The sequence below is a fragment of the Neobacillus sp. SM06 genome (assembly GCF_050496765.1).
In the GTDB taxonomy this organism is placed as follows: Bacteria; Bacillota; Bacilli; order Bacillales; family Cytobacillaceae; genus JAEVLT01.
The window spans coordinates 399,756-421,680 of record NZ_JBNWEO010000013.1; the positions used below are offsets into that span (position 1 = coordinate 399,756).

24 protein-coding genes are annotated in these 21,925 nt (G+C 42.6%); 3 read left to right on the plus strand and 21 right to left on the minus strand.

From position 1 onward, the window contains the following. Positions 1-90: 90 nt before the first annotated feature. From spoVAE to ACQYAD_RS07080, 14 genes are all read right to left on the minus strand, one after another. Complete coding sequence (gene spoVAE / locus ACQYAD_RS07015; protein ID WP_430236654.1) at positions 91-447, minus strand: stage V sporulation protein AE; 357 nt, start codon at positions 445-447, stop codon at positions 91-93. 6 nt (positions 448-453) lie between these two features. Beyond that, positions 454-1,479: a stage V sporulation protein AD gene (gene spoVAD / locus ACQYAD_RS07020; RefSeq protein ID WP_430236656.1), complete on the minus strand. Its 1,026-nt coding sequence runs from the start codon at positions 1,477-1,479 to the stop codon at positions 454-456. After that, positions 1,480-1,956 (minus strand): stage V sporulation protein AC, encoded by a 477-nt coding sequence (gene spoVAC, locus ACQYAD_RS07025; RefSeq protein ID WP_430236657.1) that lies wholly within the window; start codon positions 1,954-1,956, stop codon positions 1,480-1,482. Between the two features lie 14 nt (positions 1,957-1,970). After that, a complete protein-coding gene (locus ACQYAD_RS07030) occupies positions 1,971-2,456 on the minus strand; it encodes a sporulation protein (protein WP_430236658.1) in 486 nt (161 codons plus the stop codon). A gap of 354 nt (positions 2,457-2,810) precedes the next feature. Then, complete coding sequence (gene cysC, locus ACQYAD_RS07035; protein ID WP_430236659.1) at positions 2,811-3,407, minus strand: adenylyl-sulfate kinase; 597 nt, start codon at positions 3,405-3,407, stop codon at positions 2,811-2,813. 146 nt (positions 3,408-3,553) lie between these two features. Further along, entirely contained in the window at positions 3,554-4,699 is a 1,146-nt protein-coding gene (gene sat / locus ACQYAD_RS07040; protein ID WP_430236660.1) for a sulfate adenylyltransferase, read from the minus strand. A 3-nt stretch (positions 4,700-4,702) separates the two neighbouring features. Next, on the minus strand, positions 4,703-5,425 hold the full coding sequence (locus ACQYAD_RS07045; RefSeq protein WP_430236662.1) for a glycosyltransferase: 723 nt from the start codon (positions 5,423-5,425) through the stop codon (positions 4,703-4,705). 3 nt (positions 5,426-5,428) lie between these two features. Then, the gene (locus ACQYAD_RS07050) at positions 5,429-6,337 is read right to left on the minus strand and encodes an NAD-dependent epimerase/dehydratase family protein (protein ID WP_430236663.1); all 909 of its coding nucleotides are present in this window, start codon (positions 6,335-6,337) and stop codon (positions 5,429-5,431) included. Next, on the minus strand, positions 6,330-7,160 hold the full coding sequence (locus ACQYAD_RS07055; protein ID WP_430236665.1) for a dTDP-4-dehydrorhamnose reductase family protein: 831 nt from the start codon (positions 7,158-7,160) through the stop codon (positions 6,330-6,332). The genes ACQYAD_RS07050 and ACQYAD_RS07055 overlap by 8 nt, the downstream gene beginning before the upstream one ends. After that, positions 7,157-8,143 carry a polysaccharide biosynthesis protein gene (locus ACQYAD_RS07060; protein WP_430236666.1) on the minus strand — a complete coding sequence of 329 codons (987 nt, stop codon included), beginning with the start codon at positions 8,141-8,143 and terminating at the stop codon, positions 7,157-7,159. Before ACQYAD_RS07060 ends, ACQYAD_RS07055 begins: the two co-directional genes overlap by 4 nt. Continuing rightward, positions 8,136-9,227, minus strand: a complete 1,092-nt coding sequence (gene wecB / locus ACQYAD_RS07065; RefSeq protein WP_430236667.1) for a non-hydrolyzing UDP-N-acetylglucosamine 2-epimerase — start codon at positions 9,225-9,227, stop codon at positions 8,136-8,138. The genes ACQYAD_RS07060 and wecB overlap by 8 nt, the downstream gene beginning before the upstream one ends. Positions 9,228-9,372: 145 nt before the next feature. Further along, entirely contained in the window at positions 9,373-10,107 is a 735-nt protein-coding gene (locus tag ACQYAD_RS07070; protein ID WP_430236668.1) for a glycosyltransferase, read from the minus strand. Further along, positions 10,104-11,087, minus strand: coding sequence for a hypothetical protein (locus ACQYAD_RS07075; RefSeq protein ID WP_430236669.1), 984 nt, complete (start codon positions 11,085-11,087; stop codon positions 10,104-10,106). Before ACQYAD_RS07075 ends, ACQYAD_RS07070 begins: the two co-directional genes overlap by 4 nt. A 15-nt stretch (positions 11,088-11,102) precedes the next feature. Beyond that, on the minus strand, positions 11,103-12,173 hold the full coding sequence (locus ACQYAD_RS07080) for a glycosyltransferase family 4 protein (RefSeq protein WP_430236670.1): 1,071 nt from the start codon (positions 12,171-12,173) through the stop codon (positions 11,103-11,105). A 222-nt stretch (positions 12,174-12,395) separates the two neighbouring features. Here ACQYAD_RS07080 and ACQYAD_RS07085 point away from each other — a divergent pair, with 222 nt between their 5' ends. Then, positions 12,396-13,163 carry a glycosyltransferase gene (locus ACQYAD_RS07085; protein WP_430236671.1) on the plus strand — a complete coding sequence of 256 codons (768 nt, stop codon included), beginning with the start codon at positions 12,396-12,398 and terminating at the stop codon, positions 13,161-13,163. A 25-nt stretch (positions 13,164-13,188) separates the two neighbouring features. Here the strand turns inward: ACQYAD_RS07085 and ACQYAD_RS07090 are convergent, their stop codons facing one another. From ACQYAD_RS07090 to ACQYAD_RS07100, 3 genes are all read right to left on the minus strand, one after another. Continuing rightward, the gene (locus ACQYAD_RS07090; RefSeq protein WP_430236673.1) at positions 13,189-14,130 is read right to left on the minus strand and encodes a glycosyltransferase; all 942 of its coding nucleotides are present in this window, start codon (positions 14,128-14,130) and stop codon (positions 13,189-13,191) included. A gap of 71 nt (positions 14,131-14,201) precedes the next feature. Continuing rightward, positions 14,202-14,432, minus strand: a complete 231-nt coding sequence (locus ACQYAD_RS07095) for a hypothetical protein (RefSeq protein ID WP_430236674.1) — start codon at positions 14,430-14,432, stop codon at positions 14,202-14,204. A gap of 128 nt (positions 14,433-14,560) precedes the next feature. Continuing rightward, on the minus strand, positions 14,561-15,481 hold the full coding sequence (locus ACQYAD_RS07100; protein ID WP_430236676.1) for an NAD-dependent epimerase/dehydratase family protein: 921 nt from the start codon (positions 15,479-15,481) through the stop codon (positions 14,561-14,563). Positions 15,482-15,636: 155 nt separating this feature from the next. On the opposite strand from ACQYAD_RS07100, the gene ACQYAD_RS07105 reads away from it, so the two are divergent. Next, positions 15,637-16,713: a glycosyltransferase family 4 protein gene (locus ACQYAD_RS07105; RefSeq protein WP_430236678.1), complete on the plus strand. Its 1,077-nt coding sequence runs from the start codon at positions 15,637-15,639 to the stop codon at positions 16,711-16,713. A 284-nt stretch (positions 16,714-16,997) separates the two neighbouring features. Here the strand turns inward: ACQYAD_RS07105 and ACQYAD_RS07110 are convergent, their stop codons facing one another. Continuing rightward, positions 16,998-17,357, minus strand: a complete 360-nt coding sequence (locus ACQYAD_RS07110; RefSeq protein ID WP_430236680.1) for a DUF1360 domain-containing protein — start codon at positions 17,355-17,357, stop codon at positions 16,998-17,000. A 149-nt stretch (positions 17,358-17,506) separates the two neighbouring features. Here ACQYAD_RS07110 and ACQYAD_RS07115 point away from each other — a divergent pair, with 149 nt between their 5' ends. Next, a complete protein-coding gene (locus tag ACQYAD_RS07115; RefSeq protein ID WP_430236682.1) occupies positions 17,507-17,980 on the plus strand; it encodes a CotY/CotZ family spore coat protein in 474 nt (157 codons plus the stop codon). A gap of 159 nt (positions 17,981-18,139) precedes the next feature. Here the strand turns inward: ACQYAD_RS07115 and ACQYAD_RS07120 are convergent, their stop codons facing one another. The 3 genes from ACQYAD_RS07120 to ACQYAD_RS07130 form a co-directional block, all read right to left on the minus strand. Beyond that, positions 18,140-19,048 carry a hypothetical protein gene (locus ACQYAD_RS07120; protein WP_430236684.1) on the minus strand — a complete coding sequence of 303 codons (909 nt, stop codon included), beginning with the start codon at positions 19,046-19,048 and terminating at the stop codon, positions 18,140-18,142. A 130-nt stretch (positions 19,049-19,178) separates the two neighbouring features. Continuing rightward, positions 19,179-19,949 (minus strand): enoyl-ACP reductase FabI, encoded by a 771-nt coding sequence (gene fabI / locus ACQYAD_RS07125; protein ID WP_430236686.1) that lies wholly within the window; start codon positions 19,947-19,949, stop codon positions 19,179-19,181. Between the two features lie 86 nt (positions 19,950-20,035). Then, complete coding sequence (locus tag ACQYAD_RS07130; protein ID WP_430236687.1) at positions 20,036-21,895, minus strand: monovalent cation:proton antiporter family protein; 1,860 nt, start codon at positions 21,893-21,895, stop codon at positions 20,036-20,038. Positions 21,896-21,925: the final 30 nt, after the last annotated feature.

The window sequence follows — 21,925 nt, forward strand, 5'->3', positions numbered from 1 at the left end:
GCGCGACCACTATTGAACAAGGATCCGGGCAAGTTTTATTTTCGTTAAACAGCTCTATTACGGCATCAGACACGCAAACACTTCCAAAAATTACCCCTTTGGTTTAAAAATTAAGGCACCGATAAATCCAAAAATGATTGCAGCGGAAATTCCTGAACTTGTTACTTCAAACATTCCGGTTAAAACCCCGACAATGCCATGCTGCTGCACTTCCTGGAGTGCCCCATGAACAAGGGAGTTGCCAAAGCTTGTTATGGGAATTGTTGCACCTGCACCCGCAAAGTCAACAAGTGGTTCATAAAGGCCGAAGCCATCCAATACCGCACCAATGACAACGAGCAAGCTTAACGTATGTCCAGGAGTCAGCTTTGCAACATCAAACAATAACTGGCCAATCACACAGATGAGCCCGCCGACCACAAATGCCCAGAAAAACATTGCTCCCAACGTTCTTCACCCCTTTTCTCCATTCATTTCAATCGCCACAGCATGTGCAATACAAGGTATCGTTTCATTTTGTTGAAAACTTAATGGGGACAATAGTGCTCCGGTTGCCACTACAAGAATGCGCTTGTATTCCCCCTGTTTCATTTGATTTAAAAGATGCCCGTATAAAACAGTCGCCGAACACCCTGCTCCGCTCGCACCGGATTGAACAGGCTGGTCTTCCTTATAAATTCGCAGCCCGCAGTCATCAAATTGACTCCGTTCCATGTTTAAACCACTTTTTTGAATTAGTTCAAAAGCGGCTTCAATTCCAATTTTCCCTAAATCTCCGGTTATAATTAAATCATAGTACGAAGGTTCTAACTGCAAATCGCGAAAATGAGCCATGATCGTGTCTGCAGCTGCCGGAGCCATCGCTCCACCCATATTAAATGGATCAGACAGCCCCATATCGACTACCTTGCCGATTGTTGCCGAGGTGATGTATGGATGATTTTGCGTACCATCATTTTGACAAACAAGTCCAACTCCAGCTCCGGTTACGGTCCATTGCGCTGTAGGCGGTTTTTGCCCGCCGTATTCGGTTGGATAGCGAAATTGCTTTTCTACGGCTGCATTATGGCTGGAAGCACCTGTTAGAACATAATCAGCCCCTTGATAGTTTACAATGAACGCAGCAAGTGCAAGTCCTTCCATTGAGGTAGAGCAGGCGCCAAACAAGCCAAAATACGGAGTTTGCATGGTTCTGGCTGCAAAGCTTGTCGGCGTTATTTGATTTATTAAATCGCCAGCAAGCAGAAACTTGACTTGCTCTTTTTGGATATTTGCTTTATGTAATGCTGTATGCATTGCTTCTTCCAGTAAAACACGATGGGCTTTTTCATAGGATTCCATCCCCATCCATAAATCCTCGTGCAAAATATCGAAATCGTTGGCCAGGTTTCCATTTGCTTCAAAAGGTCCACCGGTAACTCCAGTTGCGGCGATGATTGGCCGGTTTTGAAAAACCCAAGATTGGTGCCCTTTTAACAATTACAAAACCCCCCATATGACCAAAACTGATTTCACGAGTACGACCACAAATGCGGAAAAAACCCCAAAAAGAATAACGGATCCCGCTAATTTAAACATATTGCCGCCGACACCGAGCACAAAGCCTTCGGTACGATGCTCTATCGCAGCGGAGATAACAGCATTTCCAAATCCTGTAACAGGCACAGCACTGCCAGCACCGCCAAATTGGCCGATCCGGTCATATATACCAAATCCTGTTAAAATCATCGACAAAAAAACCATTGTCGCAACAGTCGGGTTCCCAGCTGTCTGTTCCGTAAAATTAAAATAGTAAATATAAAAATAACTGATCGCCTGGCCAATCACACAGATCAATCCGCCCACAAAAAAAGCTTTAATGCAGTTTTTTAAGATAGGCCGTTTTAATTCATGCTTTTGCTGAAGCTGTTGATATTTTTGCTGCTCTGGCGTCACGTTTTTTTGATTATTCGCCATTGTCCTTCTCCTCCTTATGTCGTTTCATCTTTGAGCTTGATAATGGACTGAAGCTGTTTTTCAGCTGCTTTTTTCGAAAACTTGGGATTTTTCATTCGTTCGTTCAGTCTCACTGCTTCTAGAAAAATTTTATAGTCGCTGGAGACACTGAAATTTTCGTTCGGATATTTTTTTTCAAGAAGCTTGTTCATTTTGGCTTCAATCGCTTTCATTCGGAATCTGTGCAAATGCTTTACCTTATAGGCGACAAGCGTATCTTTTTTCCCCTGAACAACTGCAACGTCATAAATTTCGGGAAATGAACTGATGTCATGTTTAATCCTGGCAGCAGTTCCAGCCTTAGTAGGGTTGTTGTTAATGATTTGTTTTGGGGCAGGGTTGGTTGTTTTTAACAGCGCCAGTTTGCTGTCCTGCGTTTTTCCATTTTGGCTGCATCCTCCGATTGCAGATATGACTAAAAGGATCCATAAAAATGATTTGCAAAAATTTTTCATAAGCATTCCTTCCCGCCTATTCACTCAATTTTTTATACGATTTTCTTTGCATCATCATTTGGATGATGGTCTGTTTTTGCCAATCGGTGAGTTTTTTTATTTTCCACTGAGAAAAAAATTTTATGCCCTGCCAATTTTTTCATTTTTAAAGAAAATGGGAATTTCGGTAGATACTTGTCCATTCACAACTTTTTTGAATGAATATCGTACTCATGATAAACAATAAGAAGGCGAAGAGATGGTATTTTGGAATCGAAAACAAAATCGTTCTTGTGTTCGAGACGGCATTCAACAGGTCGGAAAATTCTTCCCTTGTTTGAACCACAAAAAACCGAACTGCCTGGCAGTTCGGTTTTTTGCTTAGATGGTAAAACAGTTTCTTTCTTCCAAGTAGCGGATTATTTTTCGAATCGCATCTTCGACTGTTTCGCGGTCGCTTTCAATGACCATTTCCGGCTTTTCCGGTTCTTCATACGGAGCGGAAATTCCCGTAAAGTTAGAAATTTCACCGTTTAGCGCTTTTTTATACAACTGCTTTGGGTCACGTTGTTCGCAGACAGCAAGCGGGCATTTTACATATACTTCAACAAACTCATTTGCGGCAAACAGAAAACGAACCCGTTCCCGATCACGAAGGTATGGTGAGATAAATGCGGCAAGCACAATGCACCCTGCTCCCACAAACAACTTTGCGACTTCGCCGATGCGGCGAATATTTTCAATTCGGTCCGTTTCGGAAAACCCCAAGTCCGAATTTAAACCGTGACGAATATGATCGCCATCCAACAGGAAGGTTCTCAGCCCTCTGTTGTGAAGCTCCAACTCAAGCGCATTGGCAATTGTGGACTTGCCCGAGCCTGATAAACCCGTAAACCAAATGACTAGACTTTTGTGGCCATTTAGCCTTTGCCGCAGGCTTTTATCAATCGCTTGTTTTTGCCAAAAAACATTTTCCAAGCTAAACACCCTTTTTAAAAAAATTCTCAAAAATTGCAATCAGTATAACCAAACTGTTAAGCGGATCGCACAAACAAATAGCTTTCAAGCTCATCAACCATCAAATTCGTTTGATACTCGATCAGTTTCGCAAAACTGCCTTTTGTTTAGTTTCCCGCTTCCCTTTGTTGTTTTAACCCGTCCATCAGAACATCGATGACTTCCTTGCGGCTGAATTCTTTCGGTGGCCGTTGTCCATTTGTCAACATTTCGCGTACCTTCGTTCCCGATAAAATGAGCCGGTCTTCAAAGGTATGCGGACATGTTTTAATGGATACCAGCCCATCGCATTTATAGCAATAAAAGGAATGTTCAAATTTCAAGATGGCGATGCCAATTTCCTCAGGATCAAATCGTTCAAAAATTTGCTGGGCCTCATACGTTCCATAGTAATGGCCGACCCCGGCATGATCCCTCCCGACAATGAAATGGGTACAGCCATAATTTTTGCGGACAAGCGCATGAAAAACTGCTTCCCGCGGCCCGGCATACCTCATTGCCGCTGGATAGCCGGCAAGCACAACGCGGTCTTTCGGATAATAGTTTTCAAGCAAAACTTGGTAGCTTTTAATGCGGATGTCTGCAGGGATATCATCCTGTTTTGTCTCGCCGACAAGCGGATGAAGCAAAAGGCCATCGACCGTTTCCAATGCCGCTTTCTGAATATATTCGTGAGCGCGGTGAACCGGATTGCGTGTTTGAAAGCCGACGATTGTTTTCCAGCCTTTTTCTGAAAAAATCTGCCGCGTTTGCCGCGGTTCTAGGCAAAACGCTTCTTCGCTCTCCCACTCAGGCTGGCGCCAGACTTCAACAGGACCGCCCAGATAAACATTGCCGCGATTAAACAGTTTTTTTACGCCAGGATGATTTTCATCGTCTGTCCCATAGACCATTAATGCCTCCAGCTGTTTGTCAGGCTGAAACCGCTCCAAGACATGGATTTTTCCGACAGCCTGCTGATTGTATGTCAGTACTACCTCTTCACCCTTTGTGATTTCTGCAGCAACCTGTTCCGAAACAGGCAAGGTGACCGGGATCGGCCACACCAGCCCATTTGCGAGCCGCATCTGCAAAACAACTCTTTCATAATCAATTTCGCTCATAAAGCCATCGAGGGGGCTGAAGGCGCCATTTGCAAGGCATTTTAAGTCCGAAAGAGCCGTTGTGTCAATTTCAATACTTCGCCTCTTGACGCATTCCTCTTTCTCACCATAACAGTTAACCAGTTTTCCACCGTGCGGCTGATTTTTCACCAATTACACCTCTTTACTGAAAGTTCTTTTTATCAGACTTTGCATATTGGCGGCATGCCGTTGTTTCACCATTCGAACCTCTTTTCGAATTTCTTCAAAATATTTTTTTGAACCCATCTCGTTGTGATGGCGGTACTCCGTCAACGGCTCAGATAAAAAATGGAAATCGTAATGCTGAATCAACCTTAACCAGAAATCGTAATCGTGGGTAAACGGCAGACTTTCATCAAAATATCCTATTTCTGTAAAAACTTTCATCTTCAGCATTACCGTACAGCCATTAATCGGGCATCCGCCTCTCATCCTTTTTAAAAAAGAGAGCTTATTTCGAAATGTTTGCCCGATCGCTTCACTACAGATATTGCCTAATGCGTCGATTATATAAAAAGCAGAATGGGAAGCAGCTGCATTCATTTGTTGCATGTATGCAAGTTGCATTTCTATTTTGTCAGGCAAAAACCGATCATCCGAGCTTAGCCAGCAAAAGTACTCTCCCGTTGCATTCCGAATGCCTTCATTTAAGGCAGAAGCGGTCCCTCCATTTGTTTTTCTGAAATAACGGATTTGAGGCAAATAAGGTTTCAGCAGATCCTGATGCATTGTTGAACCGTCATCGACAACAATGACTTCGATTGATTGGTAGGTTTGAGAGAGCGCACTTTCGACGGCTTCCTGAATATATGGGCAATTGTAAAACGGAATTACGATTGATACTTTCGCCGTCACTGTTTACACCTCTCCGCTCGTATATTTGCTGCGGAAATATTGAATGATATCACGAGCGGACTGGCGAAAGGAATATGCGGGGCTCCAGCCAAGCTTTTTGATGGCTTCAAGTCGATCCGAATTGGGACCACCCGGCTGCAAGGAGGTTGATTCTTCTTTCTGTTGGAGAGTGAACTTCACTTTTGCAAGTTCTTGAAATTGCTCGGCAACCGTTTTTACCGTTCGCATTGTTCCTGTTCCAAGATCGTACTGCTCGCCCGGCTTTCCTTTTTCAAACAAAAGGGCATATGCACTGACAGCATCGCGGACATCCAAAAAATCCCTTACTTGTGCTCCATCCCCAATGGAAAGAACGGGTGGAATCGCACCATTCTCCATTGCAACAATTTTTTCGGCAAAGATTGAACAAACGCCTGTTGAAGACCCAGGGCCAATTAGGTTGGACGGATTGGCAATGAGGATGTTCATGCCAAAAAGCTGATACCATGTTCTTGCAACAAGGACTTGCATCGCTTTCGAGACGGCATAAGGATGGAGCGGATCCGAAGACAATGACGGCATTTGTAAGGTGGAACCTACCACAATCGTTCGGGCATTTGGTGCCTTTGTCCGGATGCCTTCAAGCAAATGAACGGTTCCCATCACATTTGTGTGAATCGGTTCAGCCGGATTTGTCCATGATTCGGCCACACTGTTTTTCCCGGCAAGGTGAAGAACAAAATCGGGCTGGACGAAGGCAATCACGTCCATCACTTCCCGATCATTTCCGAGATCGCATTGCAAAAATGAACCTTCTGCTTTCCTTCTTCCTAACCCAACCACCTGAACATTTTTTTCGGAAAAATATGCACAAGCGTGCTGACCTGTAAATCCATTTGCCCCAGTTATCAGAATTTTCTTTTGCTTAGCCATTGCTCATCATCCAGTTGGACAACGCCGTAATCATTTCCGGATAATCAGGGACAGGATCGGGAAGTTCTTTTCTTGTATCCGTTAAGGTGCGGTCGAGGACGATTTTGCCGTCCGGAACGATTTCCACATCCGTTTTTTTGAAAACGTTCTGAAGGAGCAGGAGCAATTCATACTTGGATATTTTTACAGGAGCCGTTAAGTGGTACAAGCCGGACAAGTCCAGGGTGATGGATTGATCGATTACCTTTGCCAATTCTAGAGTTGTGACCCCATTCCATAAAACATTTTGATAGCCGTTGATTTTTCCGGATTGTTGCATAAACCAGTGAAATAAGCCGATTCCAGTTTGTTTCTTTTCAGGCCCGATAATAGAGGTGCGGATCGTTAAGTGACGTCCGCTTGTTACTTCTCCTAGTGATTTTGTTTTCGCATACACGGACACCCCATCTGGAAGATCTGTTTCCGTATACCCTCCCTTCGTCCCTTCAAATACACAATCGGTGCTGATCTGCATGACTTTTCCGCCATATTTGTCAGCCAATTCCGTTAATAAATGCGGCAGTAAACTATTCAGGCAAATCGCATCGGTCAGTTGGCGAGCAGCCTGTTCATTTAATAGTCCAATACAATTCACAATAACATCCGGGCGCAGCTTCTCTATTAATCTGCGAACCTCGTCAAATTGAACAGCGTCTAAAAAAATGGCATCTTTTTCTTGACTATTTCGGCTTGTAAACAAAACTTCGATTTCTTTCTTTTTGCGAAAATAATTCAAAATCATGTGTCCAGCCATTCCACTGCCGCCTAAAATGAGAAGCCTCATGATAAGAAGCCTCCCTTTATCAACAGCCCTTTCAGCTCTTGCTTCGTCATCAGTCCTTCGCTTGAGTTGTAGCTTTCGAGTTTCACAGAAGAAAAACCGCTGTAGTGCTTTCTTAGACCGGGGATGTCGATCGTCGGCAAAATGACGTAATAGTTTTCATCAAAAACAATTGTATTTTTGCTTTCGTATTCGGAAAAAAGAATTTCATGCAATTTTTCGCCCGGACGGATTCCCAGCTCGACGATTTTAACCGTTTTTTTTCCGGATGCTTCGATCAATACTTCTGCAAGGTCAAGAATTTTGCAAGTGGGCATTTTCATGACGAAAATTTCTCCGCCGACACTTTCATAGGATGCTTTAAAAAGCAATTTAATCGCATCCTCAAGCGTTAAGAAAAACCGTGTCATTCGCTTATCGGTAATCCCAATCAAATTTTTAGTCCTTATTTGATCATTAAATACATGGATGACGCTGCCATTTGTTCCTAAAACATTCCCTCCTCTGACACAAACAAATTTCGTATCCGTCTTAAGCATATTCGCATGAATAATCAGCCTTTCGCCCATCGCTTTCGTGAATCCATAAAAATTGGATGGGTTGGCTGCTTTATCTGTCGAAATATACACGACTTTTTTCACATGATGTTTGATTGCAGCCTCTATTACATTCTGCGTTCCGATGACATTCGTTTTTAACGCTTCCAGCGGTTGATCCTCGCAAACGGGCACATGTTTTAATGCTGCTAAATGAAAGAGGTAATCAACGCCGGCACAGGCTTCAATGATACAGTCTTTTTCTTTAACATCGCCGATGATAAAGACAAGTTTTTCATTCGCAAACTGGCGCAGCATGGCAACCTGACTTGATTCATTCCGGGAAAAAATACGAATTTCCTTTGGATTTTTTTCTAAAAGCTGTTTGACTAGTTCATGACCCCAGGATCCTGTAGCTCCTGTTACCAAAATGGTTTGATTTTCAAACAACACCCGTCCCTCCCAAAATAAATTTGACTACTTTTGCCGATACATTCAAATCTTGATAGCCGTCTGGCAATGGCCATTGTCTAGGCTCCCTTGTCATCACTTGCACACTGCGCAAAATACTGCCCGCATCCACACCTGAAACAATATTGCTGCCGACCTCGACTGTTTCCGGTCTTTCCGTACTATTGCGCAACGTCACAGCGGGAACGTGATAAATACAGCTTTCTTCTTGAACGGTGCCGCTGTCAGTCATAACGCAAAATGCATTTTGCTGCAGTTTGACAAAATCAAAAAAGCCGAATGGCTCGTGAAATTCGACAAGGGGATGCATTGAAATCCCGGCCATATAGTTGAGCTTGGAGCGTGTCCGCGGATGAACACTGCAAATCATTCGCAATCCAAAATGGCTGGCTACAAGATTTAAACCTGTAAGAATTTCTTTAAAAGAATTCTCAAAATCAACATTTTCGGCTCGATGAACAGTGACAAGAAAGTAGTTTTGTTTCGATAACTGCAAGTCTTTTAAAATCGTACTTGCAGCAATCTCATTTTTAAAATGGGTTAATACCTCATAGATCGGGTTGCCGGAGACAAAAATTTTCTTTGACGGAATTCCTTCTTTTACTAGATTCTCCTTGCTTTTTGCGGTGTAGGGCAAATTGAATGTTGACACTGCATCGATGACTTTGCGGTTTTTTTCCTCAGGTACGTTTAAGTCGAAGCAGCGATTGCCAGCTTCCATATGATAGACGGGAATTCCGATTCTTTCGGCCAATAATGCAGACAGCGCACTGTTTGTATCTCCGAGAACAAGCATTTTATCCGCTTTCTCATGCTCAATCATTTTCTCAAGTTCTCGGTATATCGTACCCAGCTGTGCGCCAAGCGTTAATTGCTCCATGTGAATATGGTAGTCGGGATTGCGGATATTGAGTTCTTTGAAAAAAATATCGCTAAGCGTTGCCGTGAAATTTTGCCCTGTATGGACAAGAACATGCTGATCCGCATACTGGTCGAGCTTTTTTATAATCAGACTTAATCTGATAATTTCCGGTCGAGTTCCTAGAACTGTAAGGATCTTCACTTGTTTCATCTCCTAATAACCGTTTCTTTCTCTCTTTATGGTGTACTCCTTATAACCTATGTCCGTACAGAATCGTTGGACTAGTTCACAAGCCTGTATAAAAAAAAATCAGCTCTTATCCTGTGGATAAATGCTGATTCTCTTATCACGATAAGCTATTTTTTTGATTTCGTGCGTTTATAAACGAGAGTAGTTTTGGCCGATAGATTTTCTCAATTACTCTCATTTCCTGGCGCATTTGCGGACGAAATTTTGACGTGCCTGATGCTGCGTGCTGTCTGAAATGTGTCAGTGCTTCATCCAAATAGTGCATTTCGTATCCATTCAGGAGCAAGCGGAACCACATCTCGTAATCCTGGGTGTACTTCAATTTAGGATTGAATTCCCCAACTTTTTTAAAGATGTCCTTTTTAATCATCACGGTACAGCCATTCACCACATTATAGGTTAAAAATTCGTGATAAATATCATTCGCCATATGCCCCAGTTTTCGGCCGCAAAAAGGAATCACAATTTCGTTATGTTGATTTATAACATGATAGTTTGTAAAGCTGATTTCTGCTTTGTTGTTTTGCATAAATTCCATTTGCTTTGAAAGTTTTTCCGGAACAAACAGATCATCAGAACTAAGCCAGGCAATGTATTCACCCGTTGCTGCAGCAATCCCATCATTTAAAGCGGTAGCTGTCCCGCCATTTTCCTTTCTGAGATAAGTAAGTTTGTCCCGAAACGGGCGAATTTTATCCACAAAGTCAGTTGAACCGTCATCTACCACGATGATTTCCGTATTTGGGTAAGTTTGTTCCAAAGCGCTCTGAATGGCTTGATCAACATATGGACAATTGTAAAATGGAATAATAATGGACACTTTCGGGTTCATCTTTGCTCACCGGGCGTTGCCGAATGGATGGAATAAATCGCATTCATCCCATATTCCTCCAATTCTTGTTCCCAAAGCAGCTTTTCAAGTCTTAAATTGTAGCAGGCAATTCTTGTTGGCATTGTTCCGTACTGCCCCTCCCACTTCATCGTACCGTCTGCCTGAAGCTTTTTCGATGGCCGAATTCTTGTAAAACCAACGATCACGCTTTCATCATCCAATACTTTGATTCCCCGGCACCAGCCCAGATGTTTTCCTGAAGGCGTCAGCTTATTTAAATCTAAAATCTTGCTAACTTTTAGAGTTTGACGATCGACCATCACCACTTTCCCGGTTACTTGCGTAAAGTAAAGGAAATTTCCGAAAACGACTCCATCATGAATAAGATCTCCGCCAATATCGATTTTTTTTCCCGGCTTTGTTAAACAAATCGCGTCTTTCTGCAGGCAGCGTGTTGCCCAAACATCTTCGCCCAGTTGAAAAACAAAGTTTGGATGGGAATGATGTGGTTTAGTCGTTGCGATTTTTCGATAGTCAATCGCCCGGGAAAATTTTTCCCATGGTTCCATCCCGGTTACAGACCACTCCTTTTTGATTTCGGCCTTTGGGGAGACTTCTAGCACCATGTCCAAGCCAGTATTTACAATAAGGAAATTTCCCGACTTGGTGGGTCGAACATGATGAATGTCATTAAAACAAGGTAAGGTTACATACCCCATCCTTTGAAAATCAGGCAGTCTAAATACGAGTATCTCGGTATTTGTTCCCACATAGAGAAGGTTTTGTTCCATTGTTCCCGCAGTAAATGAGATGGAAGGATTCGTATTTGGAAGGACTTCAGGCGGGGAAACATATTTGACGCATGTTTTTGCCGTGTTTTGCTTAGGTGAAACTTTTAAAATCAAGCCTTTTTCATATTGCTCCCAGTCATTAAAAACCCCATTTTTTTGCTGGGCACCAATGACATAAAACTGATCCACTTTTCTCACCTTCCTTTATTTTTTTCCAAGGCCCAAAGATTGCAGCATGATTGAAAAATTCATATGGTATCGTTCAAGACTGAAATTGGTTTGAACATGGGTTAAAGCCTGTTGTCTGATTTTCTCTCTTAAGGGCAAATTGCTCATGAGCTCTTTCGCCTCTTTTACCGCATCATCAATATTGCCAATTTGATAGTATTTGCCGGTCTGATTATGAGTGACCGCTGTACGTACACCATAACAATCGGTTGTCAGCACAGGGCAGCGGCTGGCCATTGCCTCTAGCGGTGAATAAGGTGCACCCTCAGTCTTTGAAGTCATGCAGAAGAACCCGCCAGAATCGCCGATTTTTGAAAAATAATCTCTCATTTCACTATTTGGCACATTTTCGAAAATAGTCAAATGATTTTCTACATTAAGTTCCTTGATCAATGCTTGGAATTTTTCACGCTCTGCTGTAGTCGACAGCGTCGGATCCTCGAACATATAAAGTTCTATTGCCGGATGATCTTGGATCAGCTTTTGGCCAATTTTAAGAAACTCGCTCCAATTCTTGTTATCTTCAATTCTCCCAATCCATCCTATAATGGGCCTTGGGTGTTTTGGCAGCGGTTTGTAAGCATACATCGGCCAGTCAAGGCAATTATTAAAATTGTATTTTGGAATCGTTGGAAACAGGTCATTAAAGATTTCCATTACATATGGCGTTCGTGGTGTTAACAGCCCATTGGCATGCTGGACAATCATCGGTTTTGCATGAGTCAGCACCCTTCGTGCATACTCTTTAGCTCCAAAACCTTGAATTTCATAAATAAATTTCCCTTTATAGCCTAATTTCCGAAAGCGCGGCATTGTGCCAACATCTGATGTAACCACAACTAAGTCGTAGCTCCCTTCATCCAAAATCTGTTTGATCCGCTCATCCTCATTCGTAATATAAACGGGTGCTCCATGATCATTGATTAACGATCGTTCTTGCCTGTAATAAAGAAATTCGCATTGGTGTTCTTTAAGAGCGGCCCGCCGCTGACGATTCAAGGTCTCAAGCCCGCCGCTCGGCACATAAAAAACAAATAATATTTTCATAACTTCCTCCATCATCTAGCATGTTCTACCCATTCTTCCTGGCTCCATTAAGACAAACAAGGTAGAGCTTGACTAACGACTGTACACTTTTACAATATGTAGCAATTTTAAAATGGTTCATCAAAACCTATACGCTTGATTCAAATGGTTCATATGATATGGTGGGACTCCCATCATTTAGGATGACGAACTACTTTCAAAAAGATTTAAGGAGTGAATGGATTGAACCCGTCTGTTTGTTTTATGATTCCTACCACGGCCGGAAGAGAGCCGGTTCTCTATTGGATAGTTGAGCATCTCTGCAAAGACATTCCGTCTCCCTTTCACCTGTATATTTACAATGATCATGCAAAACCGCTTATCAAATCTCTTTTTGCAATTTTAAACAAGCACCAACGAAGGGACATTGAACTAGTCGTTTACAATGATACAGGACTTCTAAATTCTAAAAAATCCGGCGCAGCCGGAGCTCGACGGCTGATGTTTGAACAAGTCAAGCGCAAATTTGATGTGGTTGTTTCACTTGATGATGATATGCAATTAATGCCAAACTGGCTTGAAACTATTCTTGAAGCAATGGAGCAGTATCCAAATCACAATGTTTTCACGGGCATTGTGCGAGGGCGGGATGGCAAGATTCAATTTGCCGGCTCGAAGTTCACAATCAAGGATCAAACATTGTATCGTCAGGAATTAACCGAAATAAAAGGCAAATACGATGTGACCGACTGGGGGCCAATCGGTTGCATGGCCTTATGCCGCTCCGCTCTTTCGGAATCCATTTCGATTCCGCCCATTTATATTAGGGATGATGCGTCATTGTTTCTGGAACTTCGCCGCTTCGGCTGGAATGAAACAGTCGTCGTCACTAAAGCGGAAGCAATTCACAAACCAATTCCCGTTCCAAGCTCAAACCTTCGCCTAAAAGAAGAACTGGAAAAGGAAGCCAATTTCTTCCGCAATCAATACGGTTTGGAGTTCGGGTATTAGCCATCCATGAAACATCCTCGACCCTTTAGGAATTCGAGGATGTTTTATGGCTAGAAATGATTTCCTGTATTTTATCAAGTAATTCGCTTACTCTTATTTCGGTGGAGTGTCGTTCACGAACCATCTCATACCCTTGTTTGGCAATCTTCAGCCGTTCTTTCTCATGGTGCAAATAGTAGTACGCTTTTTCATAAATTGTCGTTGGCTCGACGGCAACAAACGTTATTCCATCAACAAAACCAAGATCCACCAGCTCTTGAGACGGTGTTGCCAGAAGCAGTGTGTTGCACGCCGTCGTTTCAAAATATTTCATCACTGGAAAATGATCGTTCGAATCGCAGGTAATCTGCATTTTTGCCCGATTAATTTCTCTGGCATAGTCCTCGCCAACAAGCACACCGGCACTTGCGTCCGCAAGATTTTTATAACCCGGGTGCGGATGATAGACGAAACCTGGTTCGTTCCTCATGATTTCAAGCATTTTCGCCCTAGCTGGGTAAAGATGTTTGAACATCGCCCCGGTCATCAGCCAATTAATTTGTTTTTCCAACTTGTAATCTTTAAAAATCTCATGCGGGACATGATGTGGGAACCAAATGAACCGGTCGGCAAACTGTGGAAACCACTTGAAGCTGGCTTCCCGGTAAACCGTAAAAATATGGCGGATATTTTCCCTTTCAAAAAATCGACCACGTTCAAATATTTTATATTTTAAGTCATGCATAATCGCGCCGTATGGCATCGAAAGCTTCGGAAAACCGTACACTCTTGGGGAATAATCGGGTTTAAAGTCATTTATCAAAATAAAATCGGGTGTAAAGCTTATCCCTTGAAGAATCTCTGAAATGTCCCCATCTCGATCAAGGGCAAGCACTTGCGCCTGCCTTTTCAATTCCAACTCCAAATAATAGGAGCTCTTTTCAACCCGCTGCAAAAAACTTTTCGTCAGAAACAAGATTTTTAGCACCGTTTGATCCCTCTTTTTTTCTTAAAAAAATCGGAAAGAGCTGAAAAAAGCTCTTTCCGTAAGTAATAAATTTACTCTTCAATGGCAACAATTTTATCAAGAACGACAAGAACCGTTCCGGCTCCCGGGGAGGCAACAAATTCAAATCTTACATAATCCCCCTCAAGATCTATCACTCTTACGCCTGTTAACGCAGGCTCACCAGGAATTTGTGTCTGTAACACATACACTTGGGTAATAACCGTTCCTGCCAGCATGAGATCAAGCAAGTATCTCCTTAGTGATCGATTTCCTCTTTGCATGTTTTATCCCCTTTCCGTCTATTTCTCAGCCGTATTCAACAGCTCACTATTTTTATATGACGATTGCTCTAAACGGTTTGGACAAATTCCATAGGAGTACAGCCTGTTTTAAAAACAAATATATGCTGCTATTTTCTTCGTTGATAATATTCGAGAGTTTTCGCAAGCCCCTCTTCCAATGAAGTGTGCGGTGTCCATTGCAGGACTGTTTTTGTTTTTTTATTGCAAAGCACGCTTCGCTTAATATCGCCCTGTCTTTCCGCTAAATAAATCGGCTTAAGAGAGGAAGATTGGATGGTCTGCATCCGTTCAAACAGTTCATTGATGCTCGTTTCAACTCCGGTTGAAACGTTCAGCACTTCTCCAGTTCCATTTTCTAAAGCGGCGAGATTTGCACGGGCTACATCTTCGACAAAAATAAAGTCCCTCGTCTGATGGCCATCGCCGAAAATAATCGGTGCGGTGCCGCAAACAAATGCTTTGGCAAAAATGGCTGTCACCCCGCCTTCGCCTGCAGCGTTTTGCCGCGGGCCATAGACATTGGCGTACCGCAAAATGGTAGAGGGAATTTCATACAACAGAGCGGCAAGCTGCAAATACTTTTCGGCGGTTAATTTTGAAAGTCCATATGGGGATAGAGGGTTTGCAGCATGATCGGATGGAATCGGCAAAAACAAAGGGGTGCCATAAACAGCAGATGAGGACGCAAAAACCATTTTTTTCGCTTCGTATTTTTTGGCCAGTTCAACGAGTCTGATCGTTCCGCCAATATTAACCGCTCCATCTTCATAGGGGGATCGAATCGATTGCGGGACACTTGCTTGGGCAGCTTGGTGGATAATGGTATGAATAGAGTGATGGCGAAAAATCTCTTCGATTCGCGGATCCAGCAAATCCATTACATACACCGGAAAATCATCAGCTTTGATATTTTCCTTTGATCCAGATGATAAATTATCTAAAATAACCACGTCAACATTTTTTTCAGCCAGTTGATCAACAATATGGGAACCAATAAAACCGCAGCCCCCGGTTACTAAAACCGCCAATGGCGTTCCCTCCTCCAGTTAACATACGTGCTAAAAACTTCATTTTACCTTATGAAACGAAAAGAACATGAGTGAGTCCAATTCTGTTTTTTCACAAGAATTTTCTGTCTGTTTTTCATATACTGCATGTGAATCCGTTAAGGAGGGACAACCCCATGAATATTTTATTCGTTTACTATTATCCAAGCGGAGGAGTTGAAACGCTTGCCCGCCAACGAAGTCTTGCTTTAAAACCGTATGGAATAAAGTTTCACTTTCTGTATTACGCAAAAGGCCCCGGCCTGCAAAATATCAAACGCGAAAAAACATTTATCACCCATTCCGATGAAGAAATCCGCCAGATTTTAACGGAGGGGAATTACGCGGCCATCATCGTTTGTTCTGATCATTTATTTACAAAAAAAGCGAGGGACTTCGGATACAAAGGCGTGATCCTATACGAAGTCCAAGGTCTTGGAAGTTACCAGCAAGCCGACAACTGGCTTCAATCTGCCCAAACCACCATTCGCTCCAATGCAGATGCCCTGCTTTATCCCAAAACTCCTCACTTAATTCAATTAATCGATAAATACTACCCCGATATGAAAAAATTTTCGTTTCCCAACTGTATCGCGACAAAGATTTTTAAATACAAGCCAAATACTAAACATCCACAGCCCATCATTGGCTGGGTTGGCCGGATCGAAAAAAATAAAAATTGGGAAGCCTTTCTCGAGATTGGCGCCCGGCTCCTCTCATTAAACCCCAAGCTTGAATTATGGATGTTTGAGGATGATTCTTTTTCTGCAGCAAGCGAGCGTACCCATTTTGCAAAAAAGGTGGAAGAACTCCAATTAACTGACAAACTTAAAATCTATAAAAATCTTCCACATAAACAAATGCCCTATTATTATTCGCAGATTGGCCATTCAGGAGGATTCCTTTGCTCTACCTCAAGGGTGGAAGGCTTTGGCTATGCTGTTCTTGAGGCAATGAGCTGCCGCTGCCCCGTTCTTTGTTCGAATTCTGACGGAATTTTAAACATCGTCACACACAACTTTTCTGGTAAAATTTTTCCGCAAGACGATCTGGATACAGCGGTGATGGAAGCTCGCGAATTGCTGTCAAACTCAGCCGAAAGAACCCGCTTGAGTCAGACCGCCCTTAACCAAATTCAGCTACATTTTACCCCTAGCCAATATGCCGCACACTTTTTGGACATGCTCAAAGATTTACATGTCAACAACCCATGACTGAAGTCACGAGGGTTCTCGACTAATACCTAAAATAAAAAGATTGGCTGCTGGGGAACAGCCAATCTTTTTATCGCTGCTGCATACTTTTTTAAACAGCGACAGGTTTTCACATGTTTTTTTTCCGCTTGCCACAGCCGCATCCTTTTTTAACTTTGGTTTGTTCTTGCTTAATCACTTGTTTTGCCGCAGGCTGTGCTGCCTTTTTTTGCCGATACATCTTCATCGCTCCTTTGAAAAATTGATTCTCCATACTATATGAAGCAAACAAAACCTTGCTCATTTTAGTTGCCTAGCATGTTGGAGACAAACAATTCAAGAATGGATCCGACCGCTGCAACAGCGAGGATGACAATGACGACGTCACCGGCAACCGGGAACAGCCAATAAAGCAAAACCAAAAATGTACTTGCCCAAATTCCCGTGCACCAGTAACAGCTCAGCAGTTCTCCGAAAAACTTCTTGATGCCGGATGATTTTGGAACATAATAAACCTCTGTTTCGCCTGCTTCGTTTACCTCACTAAGCTCGTCGAAAAAAGGCCTCCGCAAAAATCCGCTAATTTTATCAAAAACCAGTAATCTTGTTAATCGGAACGATGCTAACCCCAGAATCAGAATCTCCCAGAAATCTGCGGAAAACACAACCTCTCACCTCTTGTTTTGTACTGTTGCAATCAAGGCTCGTCAGTTAAGGAAAATAACCAAAAGTTGGGCACTTTGCTTATTCCCATCTCTCCACTTTCTTCATAATCTGTAAATGAAAATAATCTTAACTATAAGGAGGATAAACCATGAGTTGCGGTACTGAATTTTACACAAGCAATTGTGTATGTGATACTTTACTTGCGATCGTTGAAGCACAAGACCGTGTTGACAATGGCTGTTCCACAAGCTGTAACCGTGCAATTCAAGAACTAGTTGGCGGGGTAACGACCGGGGGCACCAACACCATTCCAGTTATTTTAACCTGTAAGGACACTTGTCTGCCATATATCGGGTTTGGCGCATTAAGAGTTCCGCTCACCGCTACCTTTACTTTCCCTATTTCAACTATTTTCCGAGTTGTCGAAGTCGATCCCGAAACATGCTGCGCCACCCTTGAGCTTTTAAGCTTACCAACACCACTTGATGCAACGGGAGCTCTTGATCTTCCAGCTATTTTCACAGCTCTTACCGGGGCAACATTGGTAGGAACAGGCGCCTGCATTACAGTCGATCTTAATTGCTTCTGTGCAGTCACATGCCTTCCGCCAATCGAAATATAGAGAGAAACGAAGGGGGTCAAAACAAGCCCCCTCTTTTTTTGTTGTTATAGCGGAAAAAGAAGCGATTTGCTCTCTTCCCTACTATATTTATGAAAGTGTTAAAATTTAGCTTGTACGAATGAATCAATTAAAAAAGAAAAAACGCTTTTAAAGCGTTTTTTAAAGTCCCTTCCATGAAGGCAAAATCGAAAGCTGCTCAAATTCAGTAATGGGAATTTTTTTGATTGTCCTGGCAACCTTGACTTTGACGAGATCTCCTCGTTTGCTCAATACCTGCAAATTTACTTTTTTCCCATTAAGAACAGCTTCACATATTGGCCTTTCGATTACATTTGGATAACGTGCTAATCTTGTAATCAGCGCTCTAAGTTCATCCAACTGTTCAGTTTGGCTAGTTAGATTTTCAGCAGCAGACTCTTCACTTCCCATTTCGTCCCCCATTCCTCCTAAATCAGATTCATGGTCTGCTTCACTTTCTCCATCCGCTTCATCAAAAATTTCCCCGCCCTCGTCTAGGTCTATTACTGCTTCATTCGCTTGATTGAATACGTGTTCTTCTTCAACCTCACATTCCGCAACATCTGTTTCTTCTGCGCTTGCCACCTGATTTTCCTCTACCATGGCTAGATCTTTGTCTGCATCTGAAAACTCACTAATTTCCGCTTGGACAACAGCTTCAGTCATCCGCGAAATTTCTGATTTTGTTGCAGCTTCACCGTTACCCTGTGCACCCGCATTGCGCTCATTATTACCAGAAAGGATTTCGTCACGAATCGCCTGATGATTTTCTTTTTCTATAAAGCTTTGTTCAACAACCGGCCGTTCAACAATTCGTTCTTCCTTCTGCTCAACACTGACTGCTGCCTGCGGTTGCTTTACGTCATTGTTCGGCCGCTGTTTTTCGATTAAAATTTCCTCTTTAAAATCAGCTTCATCATATCTTTTCAGCGTATTTTCCTGGTCGTCAACTTTAAATCGGTAGCTCTGTTGCATTTGAAAATGATTTACTTCAAACTCCGGCTGCCGAATAAACAATAAAGGCTTCGTTTTTAATTTTTCCTTTGGCATATCTCCCTCACCTCTTTTTCAAAAAGTTTCTCTGCCTTCCTATTATTTGTATGCATAAAGTCGATGGTGTTGAAAATAACGCATAAAAAACAGCCTGCCCCCATGATCGGGACAGGCTGTTTTTTTAAAATTATAAAATATGAAATCCGGAATCCACATGAATATTTTCGCCAGTGATGCCGCGGGAAAGATCGCTGAATAGGAACACAGCAGTATCGCCGACTTCTTCAGGTGTTGTCGTCCGTCTTAATGGTGCTTTTTCTTCTATCTCTTTCAAAATCGAGTTAAAATCGCTAACCCCTTTTGCCGATAATGTCCGAATCGGGCCGGCAGAAATAGAATTAACCCGAATGTTTTCTTTGCCGAGATCGGCGGCAAGATAGCGGACACTTGCATCAAGGGAAGCCTTGGCCACGCCCATCACATTGTAGTTTTTGATTGCGCGTTCGCCGCCAAGATAGGTTAACGTCACAATGCTGCCGCCTTCCGTCATTAGGGTGCGCGCTTCTTTCACAACCGCTGTTAACGAGTACGAACTGATATTTTGGGCAAGCAGAAAGCCATCTCTTGTTGTATTCAAATACTCGCCTTGAAGCTCTTCTTTATTCGCGAACGCAATGCAGTGTGCGATTCCATGAATCACGCCGACTTCCTCTTTGATGGACGCAAAGCATTTGGCAATCTCTTCATCTTTCGTTACGTCACATGGGAGAACAAGCGTGTTTTCTGCTTCCAGCGAATCGGCAAGCTCACGGACACTGCTTTCAAGTCTTTCACCTGCATATGTAAAAATAAGCCGGGCACCCGCCTGATGAAGGGAGCGGGCAATTCCCCACGCAATGCTGCGCTTATTGGCTACACCCATTACAACAAATGTTTTTCCATCTAATGATACATTCATTTGAAAATCCTCCTGTTATCACAAGTTATTAGTACTTGGTACTAATTTTACACTATTGCATCTTAAATGAAAAGTGTTTACCGCGATTAACAAACCTCGCAAAATTCAAGTTCGCGTTTCAACTGATCCACATATTCTTTTGAACCAGTGACAATCAAGCGGTCATTAAGCTCCAGCTCCGTATCGCCATGAGGCACAAGCGAATCCTTTCCGCGGAATATCCTCACGAAAATGATATCACCTGTAAATGGGAATTTTCTTAATGTCATTCCTGCAAATTGTGCATTTTGCATGCTGATCTCATATAAGGATGCTTCCTGATTGGTCAAAATATTGATCACTTTCGGCGATTCGATTAAGGCACGAAGCAGCGCTTTCGTTGACATAAACACAGAGAATACTTCGATATTGTGCTCGCGCAGGCTCTCTTCTAAATCCGGACTTTCAATTCTGGCAATCACCCGCTCAATTCCTCTTTCTTTGACTGCCATCGCCAAAGTCGCATTTTCTTCTTCATCCCCTGTTGAAATCACAACAACATCAGCCGTAAACACTTCCGTTTTTTCGATCGTTTCCGGCGAGTAATCTGGAATTTCCCTGATTTCAAACAAAGAGTCGGCAATTTGCTTATCTGATTTTTCGATTCGTGTATGGTACAAAATCGGTTCATAGAGACCGGACTTCAATTCTCTTGAAACCGGCATTGTCACCTGGTTTGCTCCAAAAAAAACAACTTTTATTTTTCGATTGGCGGCCTCCTCCCTCGGGAAAAGTTTTTTAAAGACAATTGGCGTAAAAATGGAGGTGATAACGGCAACGAGAATCAACGTACCTCCCATTTGCGCCGAAATGATTTCCATCCTTTCCCCAATCGTTGCCGCTGCAATCACAAGCGACAGAGTGGATGTCAGCAAAAATCCAGAAGCCAGCACCGTTTTCGTATCATACCAAAGTTTCAACAGATAAACCGGCAGTAATTTGGATAGCAATAAACCTACTAACAACAACGGAATCAGCAGAAGCAATTTTTTATCACTTAAAAGCGACCAAAGATTAAGATCGACCCCGACCATGACAAAGAAAATCGGGATCAAAAATCCGTAGCCGAACGAATCAAGTTTATGGACAAGCTCCTGATTCGGTGACAACAATGAAACAAGTACACCGGCGAGAAACGCTCCCAATATATTCTCGGCACCAACGGTTTCCGATAAACCAACGAGAACAATAATAAGAGTAAAAACGGCTCTTGTTCCGATTTGCACAGTCCCTGTTGACAATGCTTCAATAAAGCTGCGGTTTTTAAATCTTCGCCCGATAAAATAAAGGGCGATTCCCGCTGCGAAAAGAATTAACAATAGCCAGGTTTTTCCTTGTCCGCCTTCGCGCAAGGAAACAAAAAACGCTAATAAAATCATTGTTGCCAAATCGGCAATCACGGCAACCAGCAGGATAATTTGGCCAATCCCTGTCTTCATCAAATGGGCTTCCTTCAATGTTGGTACAACCACTCCCAAGGAAATGGTGGAAATAATCATCGTCATTAAAAAGGCGCTTTCGATAAAGCCTGCCCAGACAAACAAATACGACAGTCCCAATGAAAGAAGAAATATACCGCCAAAAATAACCGAGGACACCATAAACGAATTGGGTTCTTGTTTGCCGTTTGACAGTAATTCACGTTTTTTCTTGCCGCTAAACGCTGAAAAGTCAATTTCCAAGCCGCTTAAAAACATTAAAAAGATAAAGCCTAACGTCGAAAGGGTTTGGATCCAAATGTCTTTTTGCACAAGATCAAAGCCGCTTTTGCCAATAATCAGTCCCATAATGATCTCAGCGACAACAACAGGGATATAATTTAACTTTAAACGGTGTAGAATAATCGGTGTCAGGAATGCAGTTGTCACAACAATTAACAAGGAAATTACGGATGCATGTTGCTGCAAAGCCATTCTCCTTTCTTTCTTGTTTATTTA

Excerpts from the sequence above, each read along its gene's own strand:
- spoVAC (WP_430236657.1), bottom strand. The coding sequence starts at position 1,956 with ATGGCGAATAATCAAAAAAACGTGACGCCAGAGCAGCAAAAATATCAA.
- ACQYAD_RS07030 (WP_430236658.1), bottom strand. The coding sequence starts at position 2,456 with ATGCTTATGAAAAATTTTTGCAAATCATTTTTATGGATCCTTTTAGTC.
- ACQYAD_RS07050 (WP_430236663.1), bottom strand. The coding sequence starts at position 6,337 with ATGGCTAAGCAAAAGAAAATTCTGATAACTGGGGCAAATGGATTTACA.
- ACQYAD_RS07055 (WP_430236665.1), bottom strand. The coding sequence starts at position 7,160 with ATGAGGCTTCTCATTTTAGGCGGCAGTGGAATGGCTGGACACATGATT.
- ACQYAD_RS07070 (WP_430236668.1), bottom strand. The coding sequence starts at position 10,107 with ATGAACCCGAAAGTGTCCATTATTATTCCATTTTACAATTGTCCATAT.
- ACQYAD_RS07080 (WP_430236670.1), bottom strand. The coding sequence starts at position 12,173 with ATGAAAATATTATTTGTTTTTTATGTGCCGAGCGGCGGGCTTGAGACC.
- ACQYAD_RS07095 (WP_430236674.1), bottom strand. The coding sequence starts at position 14,432 with ATGCAAAGAGGAAATCGATCACTAAGGAGATACTTGCTTGATCTCATG.
- ACQYAD_RS07105 (WP_430236678.1), top strand. The coding sequence starts at position 15,637 with ATGAATATTTTATTCGTTTACTATTATCCAAGCGGAGGAGTTGAAACG.
- ACQYAD_RS07115 (WP_430236682.1), top strand. The coding sequence starts at position 17,507 with ATGAGTTGCGGTACTGAATTTTACACAAGCAATTGTGTATGTGATACT.
- ACQYAD_RS07120 (WP_430236684.1), bottom strand. The coding sequence starts at position 19,048 with ATGCCAAAGGAAAAATTAAAAACGAAGCCTTTATTGTTTATTCGGCAG.
- fabI (WP_430236686.1), bottom strand. The coding sequence starts at position 19,949 with ATGAATGTATCATTAGATGGAAAAACATTTGTTGTAATGGGTGTAGCC.